The following is a 20,922-nucleotide window of genomic DNA, read 5'->3' on the forward strand; positions in this document are numbered from 1 at the left end:
GAGTAATAATGAAAAACGAATTTAATGCTGAGTCGTCAACAGATGATGTTCTGAAAGGCCAGGATCTTTCCGGAAAACGCATACTTGTTACGGGAGCCTCTGCTGGCCTTGGCGTGGAGACGGCCCGGTCGCTGGTCGCACATGGTGCTGAAGTTATTGGTGCAGTCAGGGATCCTGATAAAGGTGAACTGGCGACCCAGGCTGTTAGGGATGCGGCAGTACAGGGCGGCGGGAAATTCTCACTAATCCAGCTCGATCTTGCTGACCTTGACAGCGTTCGCTCATGTGCTGCCAAACTTCAGGAAGCAGGTAAACCCCTTGATATTATTATTGCGAATGCCGGGGTTATGGCCACGCCGTTCGGTCTGACTAAAGACGGATATGAAACCCAGTTTGGCACAAACTTTATCGGCCATTTTGTTCTGATTAACCGTCTTTTTTCATTACTAAAGAAAGACGGAAGGGTGATCATTTTGTCCTCCGGGGCACACTCGCGCGCAAATATTGATCTGAACGACATCAATTTTACGCACAGCGCCTATGATCCGTGGATCGCTTATGGCCGCTCTAAAACGGCTTGCGCTCTCTTGGCCCTCGAACTTAACAGACGTGCGCAACGATACGGGATCTGTGCAATTGCCGTTCATCCGGGCTCCATTCGCACAGAATTGCAACGACACTACAGTGATGATGAGCAGAAGGCCAAGGTAGCCTCAATAAATGAAGCCAACAGGAAAGCAGGACGGCCACCGTTTCGCTATAAGAATATTTCGCAGGGTGCCGCAACATCGGTATGGGCTGCGGTAGTAGCACCTTCAGTACAGGCCGGGGGGCGATACTGTGAAGATTGCCACGTTGCGCAGGTTATAGATGGAGAGGGACTGCGGGAAGGCGTGCGTTCTTATGCCGCAGATCCTGATCAGGCGAAAGCTCTGTGGAACAAAGCGGAAGAGCTGACCGGAGAAACAACCTGCTGTTTCGCTGATCCGAAATAGTATTCGGTAGCAAAAAGCTCAGCTTTTGCCTGAGCTTTTATGTTGAGGGAGTGCCACTCTGTAAACGGTGGCCACAAACTGAAACTGGTGTAATAAAGTCCTGAACCTTGTCAGAAATTACCTTGCCAGGCTATATGTAGACTGAAAATCGCGATGCAGGTAGATGATTAACCTCATGTGCAGATCAGACTAAAAGGCTGCTAGACGCGAAACCTCAGGGTTTCTATAAACGCGGTAAAGGCGGACGAAGTGTGATGCCGGTTAGGATAATAAAGATGCAGGCCTTCCCACTGCGGCGACCAGTCAGTCAGCAGTTCCTGAAGCGTTCCATTCTGGATGTACTCGCGAGCATATTCCTCATGCACATAGGCCAGTCCTACCCCTTCCTGTGCCGCCTTCAGAGCATGCTCGACGTCATTGAATACTAGGGGACCCTCCACGCGGACTTTAACGATTTTACCGTTACGGGCAAATTCCCAGGGAACGATCTGACCTGCGAGCGAAAAGCGGTAATTGATACATTTACACTGGAAAAGGTCTCGCGGATGCTCTGGAATAGTAATTGTGTCCAGATAAGCCGGCGCCCCTACGACCAGATACCTTGTATCCGGACTTATCCGCACAGATATCATATCTTTAGCCAGGTTTTCCCCCATTCGAATGCCAGCATCAAAATTCTCTGACACAATGTCTAGCAGGCTGTTACTCACATTCATTTCGACAGTGACATCGGGGTATTCAGAAATAAATTGAGTAATCTTCGGCCACAGGTAAAAACGCGCAGCAAATTCTGGAGCAGATAAACGAATAGTGCCCGCAGGCTTATCCCTGAGTGTATTAAGTGCATCGAGCTCTTCGTCAATCGCATCCATCAAGGGAGAAAGACCGGAATGCAGACGAATACCGGCCTCAGTCAGTGCCACGGCCCGAGTTGTACGGGTAAACAGTCGCATGCTCAGCCTGCTTTCCAGATTACGTATGGTATGGCTCAACGCAGAAGGAGAGACGTTCATTCTGGCTGCCGCCCGGGTAAAACTGAGTTCAGTGGCAACCGCCATGAACGCTGCGAGATCGTTGTAATTATCTTTTGCCATAACAATCCATAGGAACTGGTGTGAAATTTATTACAGATGCTTAGAAGGTTTTTGAGAGAACAGGCACTAAAAGCAGTAGTCCTAGAGTGTCTGAACCTTACCCTTATGATTGCTGAAATTAACTCATCAGTTTATGTCCATCTTTGCACTAAATGTCATTAACTGCCTATAGTATAGTGTATCAGGAAGCGGCCCTGACGCAGTTCTTGCATGCGCTGTACCTGTTTGAATCATGTCTGATGCGCAGCATTTAGCTGCAATTGCATGCTTATGTTGTCTGTTCTGAAAATGGAAGAAGGTATTGATATGGTTTCAGTCTTTGAACGTGTTCCCTGTGCGGCTTTGGCATATCAGAACATTGTCAGAAATATTGATTCCGTAGCGTCACAATTGTAGGGAACTAAGTATCTGCGGATAGCAGATATACTTGCAGTGAGCGAACCAGACACATCTGCTACCGAACAAACAATTCACACTTAATCAGAGCGACACATCGAATGAACAAAAAATTTAACTTAATTAACGCAGGAATATTCCTGGGAGCCAGTCTGTTTCTGACCAGCGTACAGGCAAAAGATAACCAGACAGCTTCGCCAGGAACTCAGTTAACTTACACATCTCCGGCAATCTCATCTGCCGGCGTAAAAAACGTCAGAAATGATAACATTGACCCATCAGATGTGCTTTTTATCTTTGCAGATCTGCATCCTGATTTGATAGCTTCAAGTCACACTATGACCCCGTCTGCTCTGGCAGCTAATGCCGGTGGACTGGCTAAAGTTGCACATGCAATCAAGGCTCCATCCCTATTTCTGACTGTTCCTCGAAACGGAAAACCCGGAGTTCTCCTTCCGGAATTACAGCCTTACGCGACTGCAGAAAATACCATTTACCGGGAAAATGCGGACCCGTTCAGGGTTAAAAAAATAGTTGATGCGATAAAAAAATCAGGAAAATCAACCATCATTGTCTCTGGTTATACGTCAGAAGTTGCCGTCATGCTCACCGCTCTGGGAGCTCTGGATAACGGATATCGGGTTTTGATCCCCGTGGATTGTATTGGTAATCGCTCAGCACGAACCGAAGATGCAGCTCTCGCCCGAACCGTACAGGCAGGAGCCCAAATTACCTCGCTGGCCAGTGTGGCAGCACAACTGGCACCCGATTTTTCTAGAGAGCCCGGAACGACTATTCTCTCCGTGATCCTGGATGCAAAACTTTAATAAGGCTAAAACTGTACGAAATAAAACATGTTCGTTGCACATTTTTATCCTGTGAAAAGAGTCCGCTATGCAAAATATTAAACTTTCAACATTTGGTTCTTTTATTGCCGGTGGCGAAGTCGTCAGACGGCAGAATACCCCTGGTACAGAAGATGTTATACTCCGTAATCAGGCTTACGTAGAATACTTCATACCTTCAGAACTGTCGGCGGAACGACCGCCTGTAATTCTCACTCATAATTATTTTGCGGCGTCTGCGTGGTTAAGTAATGTTGACGGGAAAGAAGGCTGGGCACAGTACTTCCTGCGCAATGGACATCCGGTATATATTATCGATCCTCCGGGGTCAGGACGTGCAGGTTTTAATCCGGATGATATTGATCACAACCAGACAGTAATTGAAGGTGCAATGCCTGTTGATAAAGGATTCTGGCCCGGTCAGGACAGCAGTGCATGGGCTGCATGGAATATGGGGCCAGAATGGGGAGTACCTGGTGATGGGATTCTTCAGGGCAATCAGATGCCCGGTGACCACGCATCTAAAGTTCGCCTGCTTAGTACACTTATTCCAAATAAGCCAGTCTCTGAAGCTATTCTGGACAATACATTCATCAGCGTCCTTGAAAAGGTCACCAGTATGTCCGGTCCCGCTGTTTTTATAGCGTGGTCTATGGCAGGCGGTTTAGGGCAACGCCTTCTACTTAAGCGTCCTGAACTGTTCAGAGCACTTATTCTGCTGGATGGCTATAGCGGAGAAAATCGGTTCCCGCAGCCTGGTAACTGGTTCGATAATGGCCCTATCAGTGAATATAAAAGTCTGGCTGTTACAATGGCCAAAAACAATATTCCACTGTTGAACGTTAACAGTGCAGGCGGGCATTATTCCAATACCGGGCATTCTGGAGAGCTTAATCAAACGCTGGTCGATGAAATTCATGCCGTCAACGGCACAGCAGACAGCATCTTCCTGCCTGATCATGGAATTTCTGGTAACAGTCATATGATGTTCTTTGAAAAAAACAGCAACGATATAGCAGCCCTTCTCAAGGACTGGATATTAAGCATTGCCTGATAGATGAATGAACATAGGGCGGTAGATAGCAGTTGCCGCCTTTTTACCATGCGCTGCCTTAATATCCTCAGGCCTGGCCCTGCGTCCATCTTTCAAGATGATCTCAGAATACCTCGGATACAACTTTAGACACTTACCTGAATTTTTTTACCATTTACTGTGTGTAAAGAGTTATAGCAATTCTGCTCTCAAATTTGACTATTAGCATCGGCGAAGACGACAACAACGCTATCGGCATCAACGCTGGCTACATGTATAGTATTATTTTTCAGGCTTTCTGTTTGGTGTATGACAAAAATATCATTAAAGCTATGACGCGGAGAGAGTGCAGCTTGGTGAGTGCCCGAAATAACCTCAGACATTCTTCGTAAACATGGCGGCGGCATTTACATAATATCATCTGCTGCGTTTGTCCCAGACTGGCGAACGCAGAATGTATATCCTGATCTCTCCAGCGGCTTTCAGCCACTTATATTACAGAGGGGAAAACTGCCGAGCTAGATTCAAATGTAAAATTAGCTTTATTTAACATAATCTACGTTAAGCGAATTTCAAATGTAACAGCAAAGTTGTAATGTCCGCCTTGGGCTAAGTTAAGATGTCCGTCACGTAGATTTACCCTCTAGGGATTCTGATGACGACTCACGCAGCGGAGTTTTCACTTTGGATGAAGTTAACCGACTCAAAATCATTCAGGATGTTGTAGACCGGCGTTTGACCACTCAGATGGCCGCGCAGCGCCTGGGTATCTCCGATCGCCAGTGCAGACGACTTCTGTCGCGTTACCGTGAATCTGGCCCGCTTGGTATGGCTAGCCGCCGTCGCGGAAAACCCAGCAATAATCAGCTGCCTGATGGCCTTGCACAATACACGCTCAATATTATCCGTGAGCGCTATACCGACTTTGGGCCGACGCTGGCGTGCGAGAAACTCGCAGAACTGCACGATGTTCACCTGTCCAAAGAGACTGTCCGTTCACTCATGGTCAAAGCCGGTCTCTGGATCCCCCGTAAACAACGTGCGCCAAAAATTCAGCAGCCACGCTATCGGCGGGCCTGCTGCGGCGAACTGATACAGATTGATGGCTGCGACCATCACTGGTTCGAGAACCGTGCGCCCGCCTGTACCGCACTGGTCTACGTCGACGATGCGAGGAGCCGCCTGATGCAGCTTCGTTTCGTTAAATCGGAATCAACCTTCACCTATTTTGAAGCCACTAGGGACTATCTTGAAAAGCATGGCAAACCACTGGCGTTGTATAGCGACAAAGCCAGTGTCTTCAGAATCAACAATAAAAATGCCACCGGTGGCGATGGCTATACCCAGTTCGGTCGTGCGATGCACGAACTGAACATCCAGACTATCTGCGGCAATACCAGCTCAGCCAAAGGTCGTGTGGAACGCGCCCATCTGACGCTTCAGGATCGCTTGGTAAAGGAGCTCTGGCTCAGGGGGATTTCCTCCGTGGACATAGCCAATGATTTTGCCGCTGAGTTTATGGCCGATTATAATCGGCGCTTTGCGAAAGCGCCCCGGCATGACTTTGATGTGCATCGGCCACTTGAGGATGACGATGATCTGGCCGCATTTTTCACATGGCGGGAGCCGCGCCGTGTTTCAAAATCCCTGACGGTGCAATATGACAAAGTACTCTATCTGATTGAAGATAATGAGTTAAGCCGCAGAGCTATTGGGAAGTACATTGAGGTCTGGCATTACCCGGATGACCGGAAAGAACTCCGGCTAAACGGAGTCGTCCTTCCCTACTCTACCTATGATCGCCGTCAGGAAATTGACCAGGGGGCTATTGTGGACAACAAACGACTCGGACGCACACTCGAATTCATCAAGCTGGTTCAGGATAAACGCGATAATAACCGTTCACAGGCACTGCCTGCTGGAGATGGCCCCTCGCGGAGACGGAGAAAACCAACTGAGAAGAAATCCCAGCGCTCGCTTAACGATGACGACATGCTGGAAGCATTGAAGACGTTGCAATCACGTTCTGAAGAAATTTTTGGCCCAAGGAGATGACTTAAATCCTATGGTAAACAGCAATGCTTCGGTATCTAACGTCCGCTTTGAGCGAAAAGCGGACGTTAAAACTTTTTACTTGGCGCTACGCAGTGTGGTTTCCATTAATTCAATTGCTTCCGGACAAATGTAAATCGATCAGCCTGGTATTGATTACTGTGGTGCCTGACGTCTCAAGCCGGTTCTGAGCTGTATTCACAAAGGATTTCAGCTTTATCTCCAGCCCTTCAAGTTGCGGCCAGTAGGTTTCAAGACCAATACCTAAAAGCTCGGATTTTAAATTTCTCACTCTACTCACTACGTAGGGAAATCATGGAGGTTATATTGTGCGCCGTGCTCCACAGAAGAACCTGTGCGTTTTGGCATGCCATGACTGGTAGGATAATAATAACTACCTGAAGGGGTATCGCAGTTTCAGCTTTCAGATGCAAAAATATCTTGATGCTCAGAATGTCACTGCAACTGGCGGAACTCTTCAGCCAGCATATTCATAACGACCCTGACTCTTGCGGTGTGTGCCAGGTCCTGATGCATAACCAGCCAGACTTCATAGGGTTTACGGCGTGCCTGCCCTGGCCATAGCCGGATTAGTTCCGGATACTTCAGGGGAAGGTAAGCCGGTAGTTCGCCCAAGGCAAGCCCGGCCCGTATAAAGGTTGTCAGCATCAGGCTGGAGTCGAGTTCGGCGACGATACTGCCTTTATGGCGGTGCTCGCCTGCCAGCAGGCCATCCTGATGCTGCGTAACGCCTGACTTGTAAAGCGCGATGCGGTGACCGGCAAAGCCGCTGCCTGCCTCCGGCACGCCAAACCGATCAGTATATTTTCGTGTAGCGAAAAGTCCGACGTCCCATGAGGCCAGCTTTTTGACGATGAGATCGGGCTGTTCCGGACGCAGTGTTCGTACAGCAATATCTGCCTCCCGGAGGCTTAAATCCAGCAGGCGTGTCGTGGTGGTAAGCGTTACCCGTACGCCGGGGAAAGTGTCCTGCACGCGTTCAATTGCCGGCATTACGAAGTCCAGGCCCAGCGCATCAGTGGTCGTCACGTGCACCTCGCCCTCTATCTTTTCGTCATCCCCCGCGCTGCGGCGTTCAAAGCTAACCGCAAGCTCCTCAATTTTTACAGCGGTAGAAAGTATCTTTTTACCTCCTTCCGTCAGCGTCCAGCCCGAACGTGTCCTGAGGAAAAGTTTACTGCCAAGTAGTTGTTCAAGCGCACTCAGCCTGCGGCCAACTGTCGTCTGATCAACCTGTAAATGCTCAGCTGCGCCGCGCAATGTACGGGCGCGGTAAACTGCCAAAAAAATTCTGACGTCATCCCAGTTCATTTTTTCTCTCGCTGCAATTTTGCAGGGTAAGACTGCATTTTAGTGCATTTTGGCACGACACTGCAGTATGTAAGATATCGCCTTAACGCTCAGGCGCTGCCTGACAGACATATTTCAGGAGATATTATGCCCGCCTTTTCTTTTATTATTACAATCGCCATGCTGAGTGCGTTTGGCCTTATTGCCTCGGACATCTATTTGCCGGCCATGCCAGCCATGGTGCACGATTTGAATGTCGCACCTTCGCACATTTCGCAGACTGTTTCTGTCTATCTAGCTGCGCTGGCTATTGCTCAACTCTTCTGTGGTCCCTTATCAGACAGGCTGGGACGCAAGCCGGTGCTGTTTGTTGGCATCGTACTTTACATTGCAGGCTCGCTGGGATGCGCCACTACCAATGATTATGGAATGTTCCTTCTTTTCCGGGTTTTTGAAGCACTGGGAGCGGCGGCCGGGCTCGTGATTGGTCGCGCACTCATTGCTGACACCTGCGACAAGCACACATCGGCGAAGGTCTACTCAGTGGTATATCCGCTGGTTTCACTTTCACCCGCGCTGGGACCTGTAATTGGAGGACACCTGGCCGTGTTGTTCGGATGGCATGCTGATTTTATCTTTGTAGCCCTGTTTGGGCTGCTTACGCTCTTGCTAGTCTTTTTTTTGACTGAAACCCGGCCACGATCGATGCGTGCTGCAACATCACCTTTCGCAGGATTTCATCAGATATTCGCTGACGTCAGTTTCTGGCGATATACGTTGATTGTCTGCTGCATCTATAGTGCATGGTTTATTTATCTTACTCAGTCCCCTTTTTTGTTTGCACAAATGGGGGTCACTGAAGAGGCGCGTGGATGGCTTTATCTCCCCTTGACCGCAGGTATTATTGGTGCCAATTTACTGACGAAACGGCTCCTGAATATCTGGCATTATGACAATATTGTCAGAACGGGAATTTATTGTTTTCTGCTTGGTGGCGTGGCTTATGCTGTCGTTCTGATATCGGGATCACAAAGCGTATCAGGCATCCTTGTTCCTATGTGTCTGGTGAGTCTTGCAAATGGTTCAAGCCTTTCACTGGCTGTATCGGGCGCAGTCAGTGGTGAACATGGTCATACAGCTACTGCGTCGGGACTGGTTGGTTTTATGCAAATCGGTAGTGCTGCGCTTTGTGCAACCATAGTGAGTACAGGTTTAGGAATTAATCAGCTTAACCTTGGTGGATCAATTTTAGTGCTCGCCATGTTTGCATTAATAGTGAGCAGCCTTGGAAGGCGTAATTAAATTTCATTGTATTCTTCAAGGCTCAGTCATACGGAAATTTGTTTCTTCTGTCGCTAATTAACATACAGGGATATCGGTATGGTCCGCTTCTGGCACAAAGCAAACTTACGGCAGGCTAAAGTCCGCGGTGAGCCAAAAGCGGACCTTAAGTCTTGGTATACGGTTGATGTATACCATTCAGAAAATGAGTTATTTTCTTTAGGTATCAATTGCCATCACACCCTTAAATAATTTAAGAGCAGCCGCAGATACATCGTAATTTTCTATGTTAGATAATACTGCAAGAGTGAAACCTTTATGTTGCGAACGTATAAAATAACTCTCCCTACCAAAAGTAGAACCAAGATGGCAATAAATTTCACCTGAAGCATCTTCATCCAGTTCAATGCCAAAACAGTAAGAGCTATGTTCTTCAATCATAATGCCTGTATCAGTAAGCCTAGGAAGTGGAGTGAGTAATTTTCTTATTAATTCATTACCTCCTACTAAACCAGTACAAAAGTTTAGTCCCCATTTCATTAAGTCATTAGCAGATGAGTGCACAAGACCTGCCCCGGTCACTCCCCATGGGCTGAATACAGGAGAAAATGTGTTATCTTCATTTTTATGATAACCACTTACCACCACTTCCTCCCTGGCTAATCCATCAGAAACAAAGGATTTACTCATGCCTAAAGGATTAAATATTTCCTTTTTTACAAAATCAGCAAATCTTGTTCCTGAAACACGTTCAACCACCTGAGCCAGAAATATATATCCAGTGTTACTATACTCATGCTTGGTGCCTGGAGTGAAATGAAGGATCCTCTCTTCGAAAACTCCAGTAATGATTTTTGCTGTATTGAATTTTGAGAAAAAATCAATTTCTTTTTTTTCTGCTATATCAAACAGGCATGGAAGCCCGGATGTGTGATAAATGAGATTCTCAATGGTTATGTCACTCTCAAAAACAGCAGCTTCAGGGATGTATTGAGAAAGCAAATCGTTTAATTTCAGTTTTCCCCTTTGCTCAAGCAAAAGAATGCTAAATGCTGTGAATTGTTTTGATAGAGATGCAATATCAAATATACTATTTCTGCCAATTGGAGAGTTAGTCACTATATCTTCAACGCCCTCGCTGAACTGAAAAGATCTTCCATCATCGTATTGCATAAGGGCAATGGCCCCGGGTCTGTTAATCATCATTCTTGTCATAGAGTAAAAATTGTAGTCAGTTCATTAGTGATAAATATATTTAGATAATTCTAACAGATAGTACATGTAACCGGAATAGTTATTTACTTCTCAAACTATTGGGATCATTTTTCAATGATATCCTTTTTTTTCCGGCCATGTTTATCCTCACTTTATTATTACGCATAAATTGCCTCCTAAACGTCCGCTTCTGGCACAGAGCGGACATTTCAGTTTTGCCCTGCCCCGGACATCTGAACTTAGCTTTGACATTAAATTTAATAGCTGAATGTAGAGGCCTAGCCTGGATATGGTTGCTGAGAAATCAATGCCTTTATGTCCAGCGATTCAACCCAATATCAGATGTTGCTCAGTCCCAGCGCCAGCAGCATACTGCTCTTGCCGGACTCGTTATCTATAGGCTGGTACGGACAGATCTGCCCCGTGCTCCCTCAACAGCCTGAAGGCGGCCTCAGTCTTTTTTGACAGCATGAACTCCCGCACCGTCAGTCGGCGACGGGGCGTGTAAAAGGTGGCCTCACACAGCACTGCGTTGTCCTGCTAGAGGCTGATCTCGAAGGTAGACCGGCTGCTGTCCATGTCAGCTAATACCCGCGTAGAGCACAGATGCATAGCGTTCAACTCAGTTTTGTTGATAATTTCCGTCATTTTCACGGATTGCGGCTACCCGGTTACCCAGCAGCCGCGCCAGCTCAAGGTAGCGCCAGAAGCTTGTCCCGCCGATGGCTATAACGTGTATCCTGTCATCTTCCGGCGCGCGCCCGGTCTGGCTGCGGTAAAACGCCTCAATAAGAATAAATTCCGCATCCCCTTCAACTAGAATAACCCGCCGTGCGAGCGCGAACTCCAGCACGTTATTGTCCGGCGCCTTGATGAAAAAGCTGGCTGTGTCTTCCGATAGCTCCTGCAGCAGCACAGGACCGCTTTCCCCGAGCATGATGAGATCCAGCCGGGATGAAATATGGCTGCTGTGCGTGGCGATAAACAGCTGTGTGTGCCATTCTGCCGTCAGCTGACTGACCAGCTTTTTCATGCTGACGTGGCTGAGGTGATTTTCAGGCTCCTCAAGCAGCAACACGTGCAGTTCACCCTGCTGCTCCCGCCGGCGCAGCGCAAACTCGGTTTTGATAAAGCACTGCCTGCCCTTGCCCTTGCCCCGGTTCCGGATCGGAACGCCCTGTCGAGATTGGCTTCAAGGCAGGCCCGGACGCCAGACTGGACACTGAACTGATATGTTTCCAGCCCGTTATTCACATCAGAAAGATGCTGTTCCCGAAAGAAATTTTTCTGCTGCTGCCAGATATTTTCCAGACTGTACCTCTGGAACACCGGGGCGTTCATTGGGGAGGCCTGCAGCCGGACGCCCGAGTCATTTGCCATCGACAGGCCGCGCCCATTCGTGCGCATTCTGTCGGAAAAGGTCCAAAGCCGGCGCGGGCGCCCGCCTAGAGATGCGGTGCGCCTGGTGGAGAGCAGGATCGCCACCGAGTGGCTGAAGCGCCGCGAGCTGCTCTGGAGCGCGACCGACGAAACCATGCGCTGCGCAACTGGCTGAAGGCCGCGGTCAGGCGGGCAATTGCGGATGGGCTGTTTTTTCCATTCAAGTGACCCGGCACACGTTCCGCCACTCCTGGTTGATGCACCTGCTGTATCACCGCCAGCAGCTCAAGGTCATTTAGACGCTGGAGAGGCACAAGGACGCGCGCGCGATCGAGGTGTACTTGCGAGTGGCACAAAAAAGCCCGGCTGACCGGGCATTGAGTGTCACTTCAGAATGTTATATCGATAGAGCGCTTTACCAAAATCCTGCTTCATGCTGATAAAAAGCAGTATATCTATTGTGCTGCCGTCAAAATCGTACAGGACACGATATTCACCTTCTACGTCCAGCCGTTCGCGGAGCATCAGCCCCCGATCAGACAGGTAGACGTTATAGCGGTATCTTTCTGGATCCTGCATGATGTTTGCAACTGACTCCATCAGCAAGTTATCCACAAAACTGGCGGCCTGCTGCGCCCCTACTGTTCCGCATTTATAGGACTCAATATCCCTGAGACACTGCTCCGCCAGCGGCGCGATCGAAACTTGATACTGCTTTGACACTCAATACCTCGCTTTTAATTTCTTGCGGCACGCAACCTCTCGAGGACTTCTTCTGGAGACATGCCTTTGCCATCTGTAATTTCTTTTTTCGCCTGCATTGCAAGCTTAAAAAGAGCATTTATGTTTCTTTCCTGCTCAAGCTCTTTTAACTCAGCCTGACGCTCGGCTGCTGTCTGGATGAATAGTTCTGCTACACCGTTTTTTGTAACGTAAACACCTCCTTCGAAAGTACCTGCATTTCCAAGACTGTCTCTTGCGAGTTTCTGGGACATGGTTTGTGACATAGAGGGACCTCACTAACACCTTGAAAAGGGCTAAAACAGGATTAACTGTACCCTTAAATTTTTTTTAAAAGCTTCGCAGAATTGCTAAGCTGATGCTCTACTCATGCGCCGGGGTTAAAAGGCGCAATGAGATTATAGCGTACGTGGCATAATTGTGTACATATTTATCCACATCACTTAGTGCCGCTTACTGCCAGAACTTCGGCTAGCCGTTTTCAGCTGATATAATCAGTTAAATCTAAACAGTTAAAATCAGCAAAAGAGACTTTGTACTATGACGCGCAGCGGCATGAAGGCGCCAGCTGGTGCTACATATCACTCTGCAGTTCAACGGCGCAGGTAGCGCGGCGCAGCCGCTTCCTGACTTATATATCGCGCAAATCCAACCACCCCCTGACCGACGCCGTTTAAGCAGCGGCCATTCAGGCGCACTGAAGTCTGACGGTCGTAGACGAAAGAAAGAACCCGCAGCACTACTTACATCGGCCCTAGCATTATAGTTACAACACCCATTTATCAGCCACTGCAGTTCCGGCCCTTCGGGCCGGGCGGCGGCGGCTGGTCAGTGGGGGCAACCGGGCTTCAGGTACGGCGCGGGTCCTGATGGAGAGGGGCGCAGGGTTTCAGGCCTGGCACAGGGCTGGGGTTAACAGACGTGTTTATGGGTGTTGTAACTAATTCGATTCTGCCTGCCCGCCGCTTGGCGGGTGCTACCTTTGATTGTGAGCGGCGCAAACGCCTACGGACGCTGCAAGCGAAGGCATTAACCTTTTCTACGCAAAATGCCGGCATGAAAACCTTATTTATTCTTATGATTATTCTTTCTGACGTAAGTCAGGACTGTTTTGCGCGTAGCGCTGAATGTAGTTGCGCCTAATTGGCCGATACTGATTGCGGGTAATTGTGTTTAAAAAAGGCCGCAGCCACTTTGCGACCACGGTTCACCGGCCTTCATCAGCTCGGCGAGGCGCGCCTGAATTTCCGGCGTGGCGTCCGGCAGGCCGGTGACTACGGCAGGGCTCACCAGAATGGCCGCACCGTGTTCGCTGGCATATTCCGCCGTCGCGGTGGTGACGCTGCGGTCAAAGCGGGTCAGCAGCGCCTTACGCTGGTCGTCGGTCAGGTCCAGCTTCGCGGTCTGGCGGATAAGCGCGTTGGTCGTGCCCTTCATGTCGAAGGTGACCAGCGCCGGCGGCTTCAGCCAGAGGAACCAGGCGGCCGCGCATGCGCTCACGCTCAGCGCAACCGACAGGCCGCAGCCCGCCACAAGGTGTTTTGTATTCAAAGTTGCATCTCCCGCAGCATGTGGATGATGTCGCGCTTGTGCGCGTCGTTGTCGGCCATCTCAAATAGGATGTCCTTGATGTCAGCGCCCTCGCGCAGGCGCTTCTCGCGGTAGGTGAAGTCCTCGCCTTTGGAGGAGAACAGCCCGTCGCTCAGCGGATCGAGAATGAGGCGATGGAAGCTGGAGAATTCGCCCACGCTCAGCAGGAACGAGCTGTAGCGCGCCTTTTTCGCCGGCGGAAACTTCCTGATCATCTCCCACTCCAGCTCGCTGAAGGCGTGCGGCTCCTCCTTCTGGAAGGTGGTGAACGATTTGGCGTCCTGCATACAGGTAAACTTGAACGAGCTGTTGTCGTAGGCCGCAAGCGCCGCCGTGGACAGGTTTTTATCGCGTATCGCCTGGGTCACCGTACCGTAGGAGCCGTTGTGACGGCGGGCGGTGCGGTAACCCTCCTCGATGAAGTCTTTAATCTTGGTGCTCGATCCGCCCAGCAGCTTCCAGCCCTCGTCGATGATGTTCATCTTCCGCATGCTGCGCGGCGTGGTGTACATCATGTTCTCGTTCCAGATCATGATGGTGAAGAGAATGGCCGACAGCAGGTCCTGCTGCTTGCGCAGGTCGCCCAGCTCGGTGACCACGAACTGCAGGTCAGGCTTCAGGGTCGGCTCAGAGGAGTTAAAGAACTTCCCGTAGATGCCTGTGGTGCTGTACTTGCCGAGCAGCGTGGTAATTTCGTCAATGCGCCCGCCAATCAGCGAGGAGTGCTCGCGAGTGATCGCGGCCTGCTGTTTTTTGAGGTACTCAATGACGTGATCGATACGCATGTCCTGCTGATACTGAGGCCACGACTCGGTGATGGCCTCCAGAATCAGCGACTCGTGCACCTCGTCCAGCAGGCCGTTCGGGCTTGCCAGAATGCACAGCTGATCGCGAATACGCTCGGCCGCGAGCGTAATGTCGGTGACGTTCGCAAACGGGTTAAAGCGCAGCGACTCGCCGTTGATGTAAGTGCCGCCCAGGCTGCTGCAGGCCGCCTTGTAAGAGTCACCGATGTCCTGCACCGCCACCGTGCCGCCCTTGTCCAGCACCGAGCGCGCAATGGAGTTCGCCAGCACCGACTTGCCTGCACCCGAGGTGCCGGACATAAACCAGTTGAAGTTGGTGTTCGGCAGGCTCTCATCAAACACGTCGATGAACGCGACCTGATTGCGATAGCTCGGGATAAGAATGCCCGAGGCGCACAGCTTGTTATCCCCGATGACCGGCATAAGGTTCACCGCGTGAAACGACTCCGAACGCTGGATGCCGCCGGTCTTGCGGCAGTCAGCGCGCAGCTTTTTGTTCACCATTGCAAACGGCAGCGTGGCCAGCAGGTTGCGCAGCTGCATAAAGTCGGCGCGCACGAAGCGCAGCCCCTGCGCGGCGAAGGCGTTGCGCGTCTTTTCGGTGTAACGCGACGTCAGGTCGTCATCGTCCGGGCAGAACAGCGTAATGCCGTAGAAGTAGCTCGTGAGCGACGTCTGATTGGACAGCAGCCGGGCGCGGGCGTCTTTCCACTCGGCGTGCTGGCGCGTCGTTGACGGAATATACTTGGCGTAACTGGTGTTCACGCGCGAGTCCAGCGCCAGGAATCGGCTGTTTGCCTCCCCCTGACTTTTCATCTGCTCCTCGGTGGTCAGCACCATCGTGCAGATAAACGGGCAGGGAATACCATTGGTCGGCGACATCAGGTCCTGAAAGATATTGCCGTTCTGCCACAGGTAATGCTCCTGCGGGTTATTGTCGAGGTTCAGGTTCACCATGCGCGCGGCAAACGGCTTACTGTCCCTGTCGCTGCCCTCGATGCGGATATGCGAGGGCTTCACCCGCCAGGACGTGGTGCGGTCTACGAACTGCGTGCTCAGATCGGCTGACGGCAGGCGTCCAGGGCGACGGGGACATTTATTTCCGGTCTAACGCAGTGGCCGGAAATAAATTTTCACGGCGTTCACTTCACCCTGGACGACCACGGCGCCTGTGCTTGTCTCAGCCCCGGCGAAAGGACTTAAACCGGTGAAGCCCGGCGGAAAAGCACAGCACGATGCAGCGGCAACGGCGGCTGAGCGGCAGCGAAACGGCGTTGCGCCTCAGAGCGACGGCGGATTCAGGCCGTCGCGGTTCGCGCCAGCCTGTGGGCTGGCTGCAGCCCCTGCCCTGCCGTGTATGTGTCTGGTCCGGGTTTTATGCGGTACTGCCGGCAGCAGTTCAGCCGGCAGCCTCCCGGCGCACGCGCGTCGGGCAAATACAGATGAGAATGAGAAAGGCGGGTTGAAAGGGTTTCAAGACATACTCCTTATGCGACAGCTCCCTGAAAATGAACATTAATCATACACAACAGGCTTCGCTTAAAAACCCTGCAATGGTCTTTTCAGACGACCGCCAGCACGCTTTGCCTTCAGCCTTCAGACCCCAGCCGGCAGGCCCGGAACGCGTCGCGCGGTCCGGTGAAGCTTACCGGCTCTGCCGGTTAGCTGAATGGGGCTGACGACCCGATCAGGGGAGCCGAAGGGGGCCCTTATCCACATCTTCCCTGCACATCCCGCGCGTAAAGCTGTGGATAAACATCTGCAGCCCTTTCCCGATAGTGCATGCAAACAAACGGTTAATTTATGAGCTGTCGTTTCGCTGTAAATCTTTATAAATCAATGGCTGTATTTTCTTCCCGACGGTGAGGATCAAGCGACTTCTTGCGCGTATCAGGAAGCCAGCTAATAATACTGTAAATACATACAGCGCTTTAACAGGGATTTTAGCTATGTTTAACGCCTTTGAGTTGATGCACCCGGCGGACAATCCGCCGCCCAGCTTCAGGCCTCTTTTCCTGGAACGTGTTCCCTGCGGGTTTCCCTCACCCTGTCAGGACTACGCGGAACAGGAGCTCGATCTCAACGAATATCTTATAGCCCACCGGGCAAGCACCTTTTTCCTGCGCGCGCAGGGCAACAGCATGCAGGACATTGGCCTGTACGACGGCGACCTGCTTATTGTCGATCGCTCCCTGACGCCGGAGCACAACGACGTGGTTATCGCCGAGCTTTACGGCGAATTCACGGTAAAGCGCCTTTTGCTTACGCCGAAGGGGCCCGTTCTGCAGCCCATGAATCCCGCCTATCCCGTCATTATTCCGGACCCGGACACGCTTGAGATCTTCGGCGTAGTGGTGCACTTCGTGCATACCCCCCGCAAAAGGAACTGACATGTTTGGCCTGATTGATGTGAACAGCTTTTACGCCAGCGCGGAGAAGGTATTCCGGCCCGACCTGAAAAATGCACCGGTGGCCATTCTGTCGAACAACGACGGCTGCGTTATCGCGCGCAGTAAGGAAGCCAAAAAGTACGTGAAAATGGGCGATCCGTGGTTCAAGATAAAGAATCAGCATTTCCCTGAGAAAATCCATATCTTTTCAAGCAATTACGCCCTATACCACTCAATGAGCACGAGGGTGATGTCCTGCATCGAGGAAGTTGTGCCGCGTCTGGAGGTATATTCAGTGGATGAGGGGTTCTGCGACTGTCGCGGCATGGAAATGGCCATGCCCTATGAGGATTTTGGCCGCATGATCCGCAACCATGTTAAAACCTGCACCGGGCTGACTGTCGGCGTCGGCCTAGGGCCGACGAAGACGCTGGCGAAGTCAGCGCAGTGGGCCGGAAAGGAGTGGCCGCAGTTTCGCGGGGTGCTGGCGCTCACGCCGGGCAACCCCAGGCGGACAGAGACGCTACTTTCACGCCAGCCCGTGGGTGAACTCTGGGGCGTAGGCTCCCGGCTTGAAAAACGCCTGCAGCTGCTCGGCGTGACAACGGCGCTCGATCTGGCACGCACCTCCCCTTCTTTCATCCGCAAGAATTTCGGTGTGGTACTGGAGCGAACGGTACGCGAGCTTAACGGTGAATCCTGCATCCCGATGGAGGATGCGCCCCCGCCCAAACAACAGATTGTCGTGAGCCGCAGCTTTGGCGAGCGCATCACGGAATATGACGCGATGCGACAATCCGTCTGCGCGTATGCTGAACGCGTGGCGGAAAAGCTTCGTGAGGATCGGCAGTTCTGTCACCACATCTCCGTGTTTATCCGCACCTCCCCTTTCGACACCGGACAGCCTGGCTACGGCAACACAGCGTTTGTGAAACTGCGCGTAGGCACGCAGGACACGCGCAACATCATCGAGGCGGCGGTGAAATCCTTAGACGCGATCTGGCGCCCGGGTTTTCGCTATGCGAAAGCCGGCATCATGTTGAGTGAGCTGCGGCCAAACGGCGTGGCGCAGCTCAACCTGTTCGACGATGAGGCGCCGCGCTCCGGCAGTGAAGCGCTGATGAGCCTAATGGATTCGATGAACCGCTCCGGGCGCTACAGCATAGGCTTTGCGGGGAAAGGTATCGACCCTGACTGGAAGATGAAGCGGGAGATGCTGAGTAAAGCATGGACGACAAACTGGAAAGAATTACCGGTCGCAAAATTAATCTGACATCCAGCTGCAGGGCTGCTTACAGCGCGTTATTGTATATACAAATATATATACAAAATCCTGAGAGCAATCAGCATATTCATAACCCATCAATACAATAATGCCTATGCAAATGTATAGGCATTACGCTCTAGTTATGTATATACAAAAGCATATTCATACGTATATGCATTAAGCTTGTATTATGTATATACAAATCAAGTGTTTTCAACGAGAAGCTGAGCCAGCTTATCGATCAACTTATCATCTTCTATATAGCAGGCGGCCCGGACTACACGCGACCGCGTTATGTTTTTGTTAGGCAGCCTTTCCTGTATTCTTTCAACAAGAATGGATAGCGCATCGTCATCCAGGCCAGTAAGGCGAAGGTTCATCTGCTTTCCGGTTGTGATATTTCTGCGTTCAGTAACGCGCGTAACCCCTTTCGCTATACGATCACTTCTTGCCACTTGCGGCCTCCTCAATCTGCTGCAACAACTCCTGCGTGAAGGCTTTGTAATCCCGGTAAGGACGTTCATTTCTGGCGAACATCATAACGGGACGATGCACCTCAGTTGCCTGTTTGAAAAGCTCACTCTGGCGTATTTCAGTATTCGCAACTTTGTAGCCCGCTTCACTGATGTACCCATCAATGGCTTTTTTCATTTTAGAGTGAGACTCGTTAACTTTTGTCTTTACAAGTGTATATACAAAATCGTCATTACGCCTTACTTCGCGAACAACCTGAAACAGGTCATCAATGCCTTTTACTGCCCTGCGATCCATATCTACCGGCACAACAATTTTATCTGTTATCAGTAGCGCGTTTTCGATGCTGAGATCGATGGCTGGCCGCAGGTCAATCAGGATAAAGTCATAAACGTTTTTGAGTCTTGCCAGGCCTTCATCCAGAATATTGAGCCGGTGACGGAAACGTTCGGCGCTGCGTGCTTCAACTGCGAGGGTTATATCGGCGGGGATAACATCCAGGTTAGGAATGACGGTTTCCCCGTCGAGGGCGGTATAAACGAGTTTATTGGTGTCGAACTTAGGGTCTTCAAAAAGATCGGTGATTGTATAGTCTTCGTCACCGCATCCCACGTCGTCACTCAGGTTTCCCTGGTGGTCCAGATCAACCAGTAAGGTCTTATAGCCAGCTGAAGCCAGCGCGCATCCAACCGCAATACAGCTTGTCGTTTTGGCAACACCGCCTTTGCTGTTCGCAAAAGAAATAATGTAGGGCTTCTTCATTTCACACCGCCATGTATATACAAAGGTATATGCATACTACATGCATCCTGCGCCATGTCAATGTATATACATAAGCATATACATCGCTGCTTATAAATCATTGCCGGGTACGACACGTTACCTCCCAAAAAATCAATTACGTATATACTTATGTATATACATATTTTTTTTAAATTGCTGAATTAGCTAATCTTAACTGCTTAACAGTGGTACATATATTTAGTGGCTTTAGAAGAGAAGGGCAGGGGACGGGCAAGTTTAGTTTGTAAAAATAGCAGGTCTTGTCATGATAACCTGCACTACGTTTAAGGAGGGAACATCGCTCATGGATACATTTAACTGGCTTCTTATTGCCATTGCGGTCGTGATTTTTCTGGCAGTACGAGATAAGCAGAAACGTAAGAAAAGGCCATACCGGCCAGCACCAACTCAGAAACCGGAGTGGCGGGATAACAGACCAGCGCCTGAATATACGCGGGAAGAAACTACGGCCGAACGACAACTGAACGCCGTCAGAACCAGCGATTTTCGCAAGCGTCCTCTGATGAATAAAAGTGAGTACCGTGTATTCTGCAAGCTCGAAAAGTTGCTATCAGCGTCTCACCGTGGGTATCGCGTATTCTCTCAGGTATCACTTGGTGAGATTCTGGGCTCAGATGACAAACAGGCTTACCTGGCGATTAACAGCAAACGGGCAGATTTCGTGATCATAGACTGGTCAGGGCAGCCAATAGCCGTTGTTGAATATCACGGCAGCGGCCATTATCAGGACGACGCGATTTTGCGTGACGCGGTCAAACGTGAATCATGCAGCAGTGCAGGAATAGCATTCATTGAGCTAACTGAAGGCTACACAGATGCGGATATAGAAGCTATCAGTAACCATTTGCATGTAAGAGCCGCCTGACTTCAGTGACACCACTAGGAAAGACGTCTCTTTTTTTCATCAAGTACGCGCCGCAGCTCCCTGCGGTGCCGCCTCAATTCCTGATGCAACATGCGTTGCTTTATCCTGTGATAAACCTCATTCCCGAACTCGCGTGAACAGTCATCAGCTTCCGCTTCGCAGCAGCTAATGTCCTGCAGTAACTAGTCCATATAGATATCAAGCTGTTCGCCAGCTACGTCTTGCAGCTGTGTCTGTGAAAAAATACTAAAGCCCTATAATACTAAGTGTCCGTGAGCTGAACTTAATGTACAGAAATTAAATCGGCTGCCTAGAGTATTTTTTTGATAATCTGCGTCTGTTCGGCAAGTGCTTTATATTGTTAATATATCAGCATGATATTT

At 50.4% G+C, this 20,922-nt stretch carries 17 protein-coding genes and 2 pseudogenes; 9 read left to right on the forward strand and 10 right to left on the reverse strand.

Annotated features, from left to right (window positions below):
- Positions 1-8: 8 nt before the first annotated feature.
- Entirely contained in the window at positions 9-995 is a 987-nt protein-coding gene (locus C1Y43_RS19605) for an SDR family NAD(P)-dependent oxidoreductase (protein WP_104189336.1), read from the forward strand.
- A 200-nt stretch (positions 996-1,195) separates the two neighbouring features.
- Here C1Y43_RS19605 and C1Y43_RS19610 read toward each other — a convergent pair whose 3' ends face one another.
- Positions 1,196-2,089, reverse strand: coding sequence for a LysR family transcriptional regulator (locus tag C1Y43_RS19610; protein ID WP_104189338.1), 894 nt, complete (start codon positions 2,087-2,089; stop codon positions 1,196-1,198).
- 497 nt (positions 2,090-2,586) lie between these two features.
- Between C1Y43_RS19610 and C1Y43_RS19615 the strand changes: the two genes are divergently transcribed.
- Together C1Y43_RS19615 and C1Y43_RS19620 are read left to right on the forward strand one after the other, a co-directional pair.
- A complete protein-coding gene (locus C1Y43_RS19615) occupies positions 2,587-3,312 on the forward strand; it encodes an isochorismatase family protein (RefSeq protein WP_104189340.1) in 726 nt (241 codons plus the stop codon).
- A 67-nt stretch (positions 3,313-3,379) separates the two neighbouring features.
- The gene (locus C1Y43_RS19620; protein ID WP_146068678.1) at positions 3,380-4,384 is read left to right on the forward strand and encodes a hypothetical protein; all 1,005 of its coding nucleotides are present in this window, start codon (positions 3,380-3,382) and stop codon (positions 4,382-4,384) included.
- Positions 4,385-5,026: 642 nt separating this feature from the next.
- On the opposite strand, the gene C1Y43_RS24170 is transcribed toward C1Y43_RS19620, so the two are convergent.
- A complete protein-coding gene (locus tag C1Y43_RS24170; protein WP_233209868.1) occupies positions 5,027-5,146 on the reverse strand; it encodes a hypothetical protein in 120 nt (39 codons plus the stop codon).
- On the opposite strand from C1Y43_RS24170, the gene C1Y43_RS19625 reads away from it, so the two are divergent.
- Positions 5,099-6,418, forward strand: coding sequence for an ISNCY family transposase (locus tag C1Y43_RS19625; protein WP_233209855.1), 1,320 nt, complete (start codon positions 5,099-5,101; stop codon positions 6,416-6,418). The two genes, C1Y43_RS24170 and C1Y43_RS19625, sit on opposite strands and share 48 nt — an antisense overlap.
- A gap of 453 nt (positions 6,419-6,871) precedes the next feature.
- On the opposite strand, the gene C1Y43_RS19630 is transcribed toward C1Y43_RS19625, so the two are convergent.
- On the reverse strand, positions 6,872-7,747 hold the full coding sequence (locus tag C1Y43_RS19630; RefSeq protein WP_104189346.1) for a LysR family transcriptional regulator: 876 nt from the start codon (positions 7,745-7,747) through the stop codon (positions 6,872-6,874).
- Between the two features lie 126 nt (positions 7,748-7,873).
- Here C1Y43_RS19630 and C1Y43_RS19635 point away from each other — a divergent pair, with 126 nt between their 5' ends.
- A complete protein-coding gene (locus C1Y43_RS19635; RefSeq protein ID WP_104189348.1) occupies positions 7,874-9,028 on the forward strand; it encodes a multidrug effflux MFS transporter in 1,155 nt (384 codons plus the stop codon).
- A gap of 198 nt (positions 9,029-9,226) precedes the next feature.
- Here the strand turns inward: C1Y43_RS19635 and C1Y43_RS19640 are convergent, their stop codons facing one another.
- Positions 9,227-10,222: a serine hydrolase gene (locus C1Y43_RS19640; RefSeq protein WP_104189350.1), complete on the reverse strand. Its 996-nt coding sequence runs from the start codon at positions 10,220-10,222 to the stop codon at positions 9,227-9,229.
- Between the two features lie 390 nt (positions 10,223-10,612).
- Positions 10,613-11,563 (reverse strand): annotated as a pseudogene (locus C1Y43_RS24335) (ATP-dependent endonuclease); the annotation flags it as partial.
- Here C1Y43_RS24335 and C1Y43_RS24180 point away from each other — a divergent pair.
- A pseudogene (locus C1Y43_RS24180) lies at positions 11,541-11,898 on the forward strand (site-specific integrase); the annotation flags it as partial. The pseudogenes C1Y43_RS24335 and C1Y43_RS24180 overlap by 23 nt on opposite strands.
- A gap of 88 nt (positions 11,899-11,986) precedes the next feature.
- On the opposite strand, the gene C1Y43_RS19655 reads toward C1Y43_RS24180, so the two are convergent.
- The 4 genes from C1Y43_RS19655 to traC all read right to left on the reverse strand — a co-directional run bounded on the left by C1Y43_RS19655 (position 11,987) and on the right by traC (position 15,813).
- Positions 11,987-12,325 (reverse strand): type II toxin-antitoxin system RelE/ParE family toxin, encoded by a 339-nt coding sequence (locus tag C1Y43_RS19655; protein WP_104189352.1) that lies wholly within the window; start codon positions 12,323-12,325, stop codon positions 11,987-11,989.
- A gap of 14 nt (positions 12,326-12,339) precedes the next feature.
- The gene (locus C1Y43_RS19660) at positions 12,340-12,609 is read right to left on the reverse strand and encodes a hypothetical protein (RefSeq protein ID WP_104189354.1); all 270 of its coding nucleotides are present in this window, start codon (positions 12,607-12,609) and stop codon (positions 12,340-12,342) included.
- Positions 12,610-13,516: 907 nt separating this feature from the next.
- The gene (locus C1Y43_RS19665; RefSeq protein ID WP_104189356.1) at positions 13,517-13,894 is read right to left on the reverse strand and encodes a TrbI F-type domain-containing protein; all 378 of its coding nucleotides are present in this window, start codon (positions 13,892-13,894) and stop codon (positions 13,517-13,519) included.
- Positions 13,891-15,813, reverse strand: a complete 1,923-nt coding sequence (gene traC / locus C1Y43_RS19670; RefSeq protein WP_104189358.1) for a type IV secretion system protein TraC — start codon at positions 15,811-15,813, stop codon at positions 13,891-13,893. The genes C1Y43_RS19665 and traC overlap by 4 nt, the downstream gene beginning before the upstream one ends.
- Positions 15,814-16,688: 875 nt before the next feature.
- Here traC and umuD point away from each other — a divergent pair.
- Positions 16,689-17,129 carry a translesion error-prone DNA polymerase V autoproteolytic subunit gene (umuD, locus tag C1Y43_RS19675; RefSeq protein WP_071199882.1) on the forward strand — a complete coding sequence of 147 codons (441 nt, stop codon included), beginning with the start codon at positions 16,689-16,691 and terminating at the stop codon, positions 17,127-17,129.
- Position 17,130: 1 nt separating this feature from the next.
- Positions 17,131-18,402 (forward strand): translesion error-prone DNA polymerase V subunit UmuC, encoded by a 1,272-nt coding sequence (gene umuC / locus C1Y43_RS19680; RefSeq protein ID WP_104189360.1) that lies wholly within the window; start codon positions 17,131-17,133, stop codon positions 18,400-18,402.
- Between the two features lie 435 nt (positions 18,403-18,837).
- Here the strand turns inward: umuC and C1Y43_RS19685 are convergent, their stop codons facing one another.
- The gene (locus tag C1Y43_RS19685; RefSeq protein ID WP_104189362.1) at positions 18,838-19,632 is read right to left on the reverse strand and encodes a ParA family protein; all 795 of its coding nucleotides are present in this window, start codon (positions 19,630-19,632) and stop codon (positions 18,838-18,840) included.
- Between the two features lie 325 nt (positions 19,633-19,957).
- Between C1Y43_RS19685 and C1Y43_RS19690 the strand changes: the two genes are divergently transcribed.
- Positions 19,958-20,539, forward strand: a complete 582-nt coding sequence (locus C1Y43_RS19690) for a DUF2726 domain-containing protein (RefSeq protein WP_158252675.1) — start codon at positions 19,958-19,960, stop codon at positions 20,537-20,539.
- Positions 20,540-20,922: the final 383 nt, after the last annotated feature.

The sequence above is a fragment of the Pantoea sp. ICBG 828 genome (assembly GCF_002928355.1).
In the GTDB taxonomy this organism is placed as follows: Bacteria; Pseudomonadota; Gammaproteobacteria; order Enterobacterales; family Enterobacteriaceae; genus Pantoea; species Pantoea dispersa.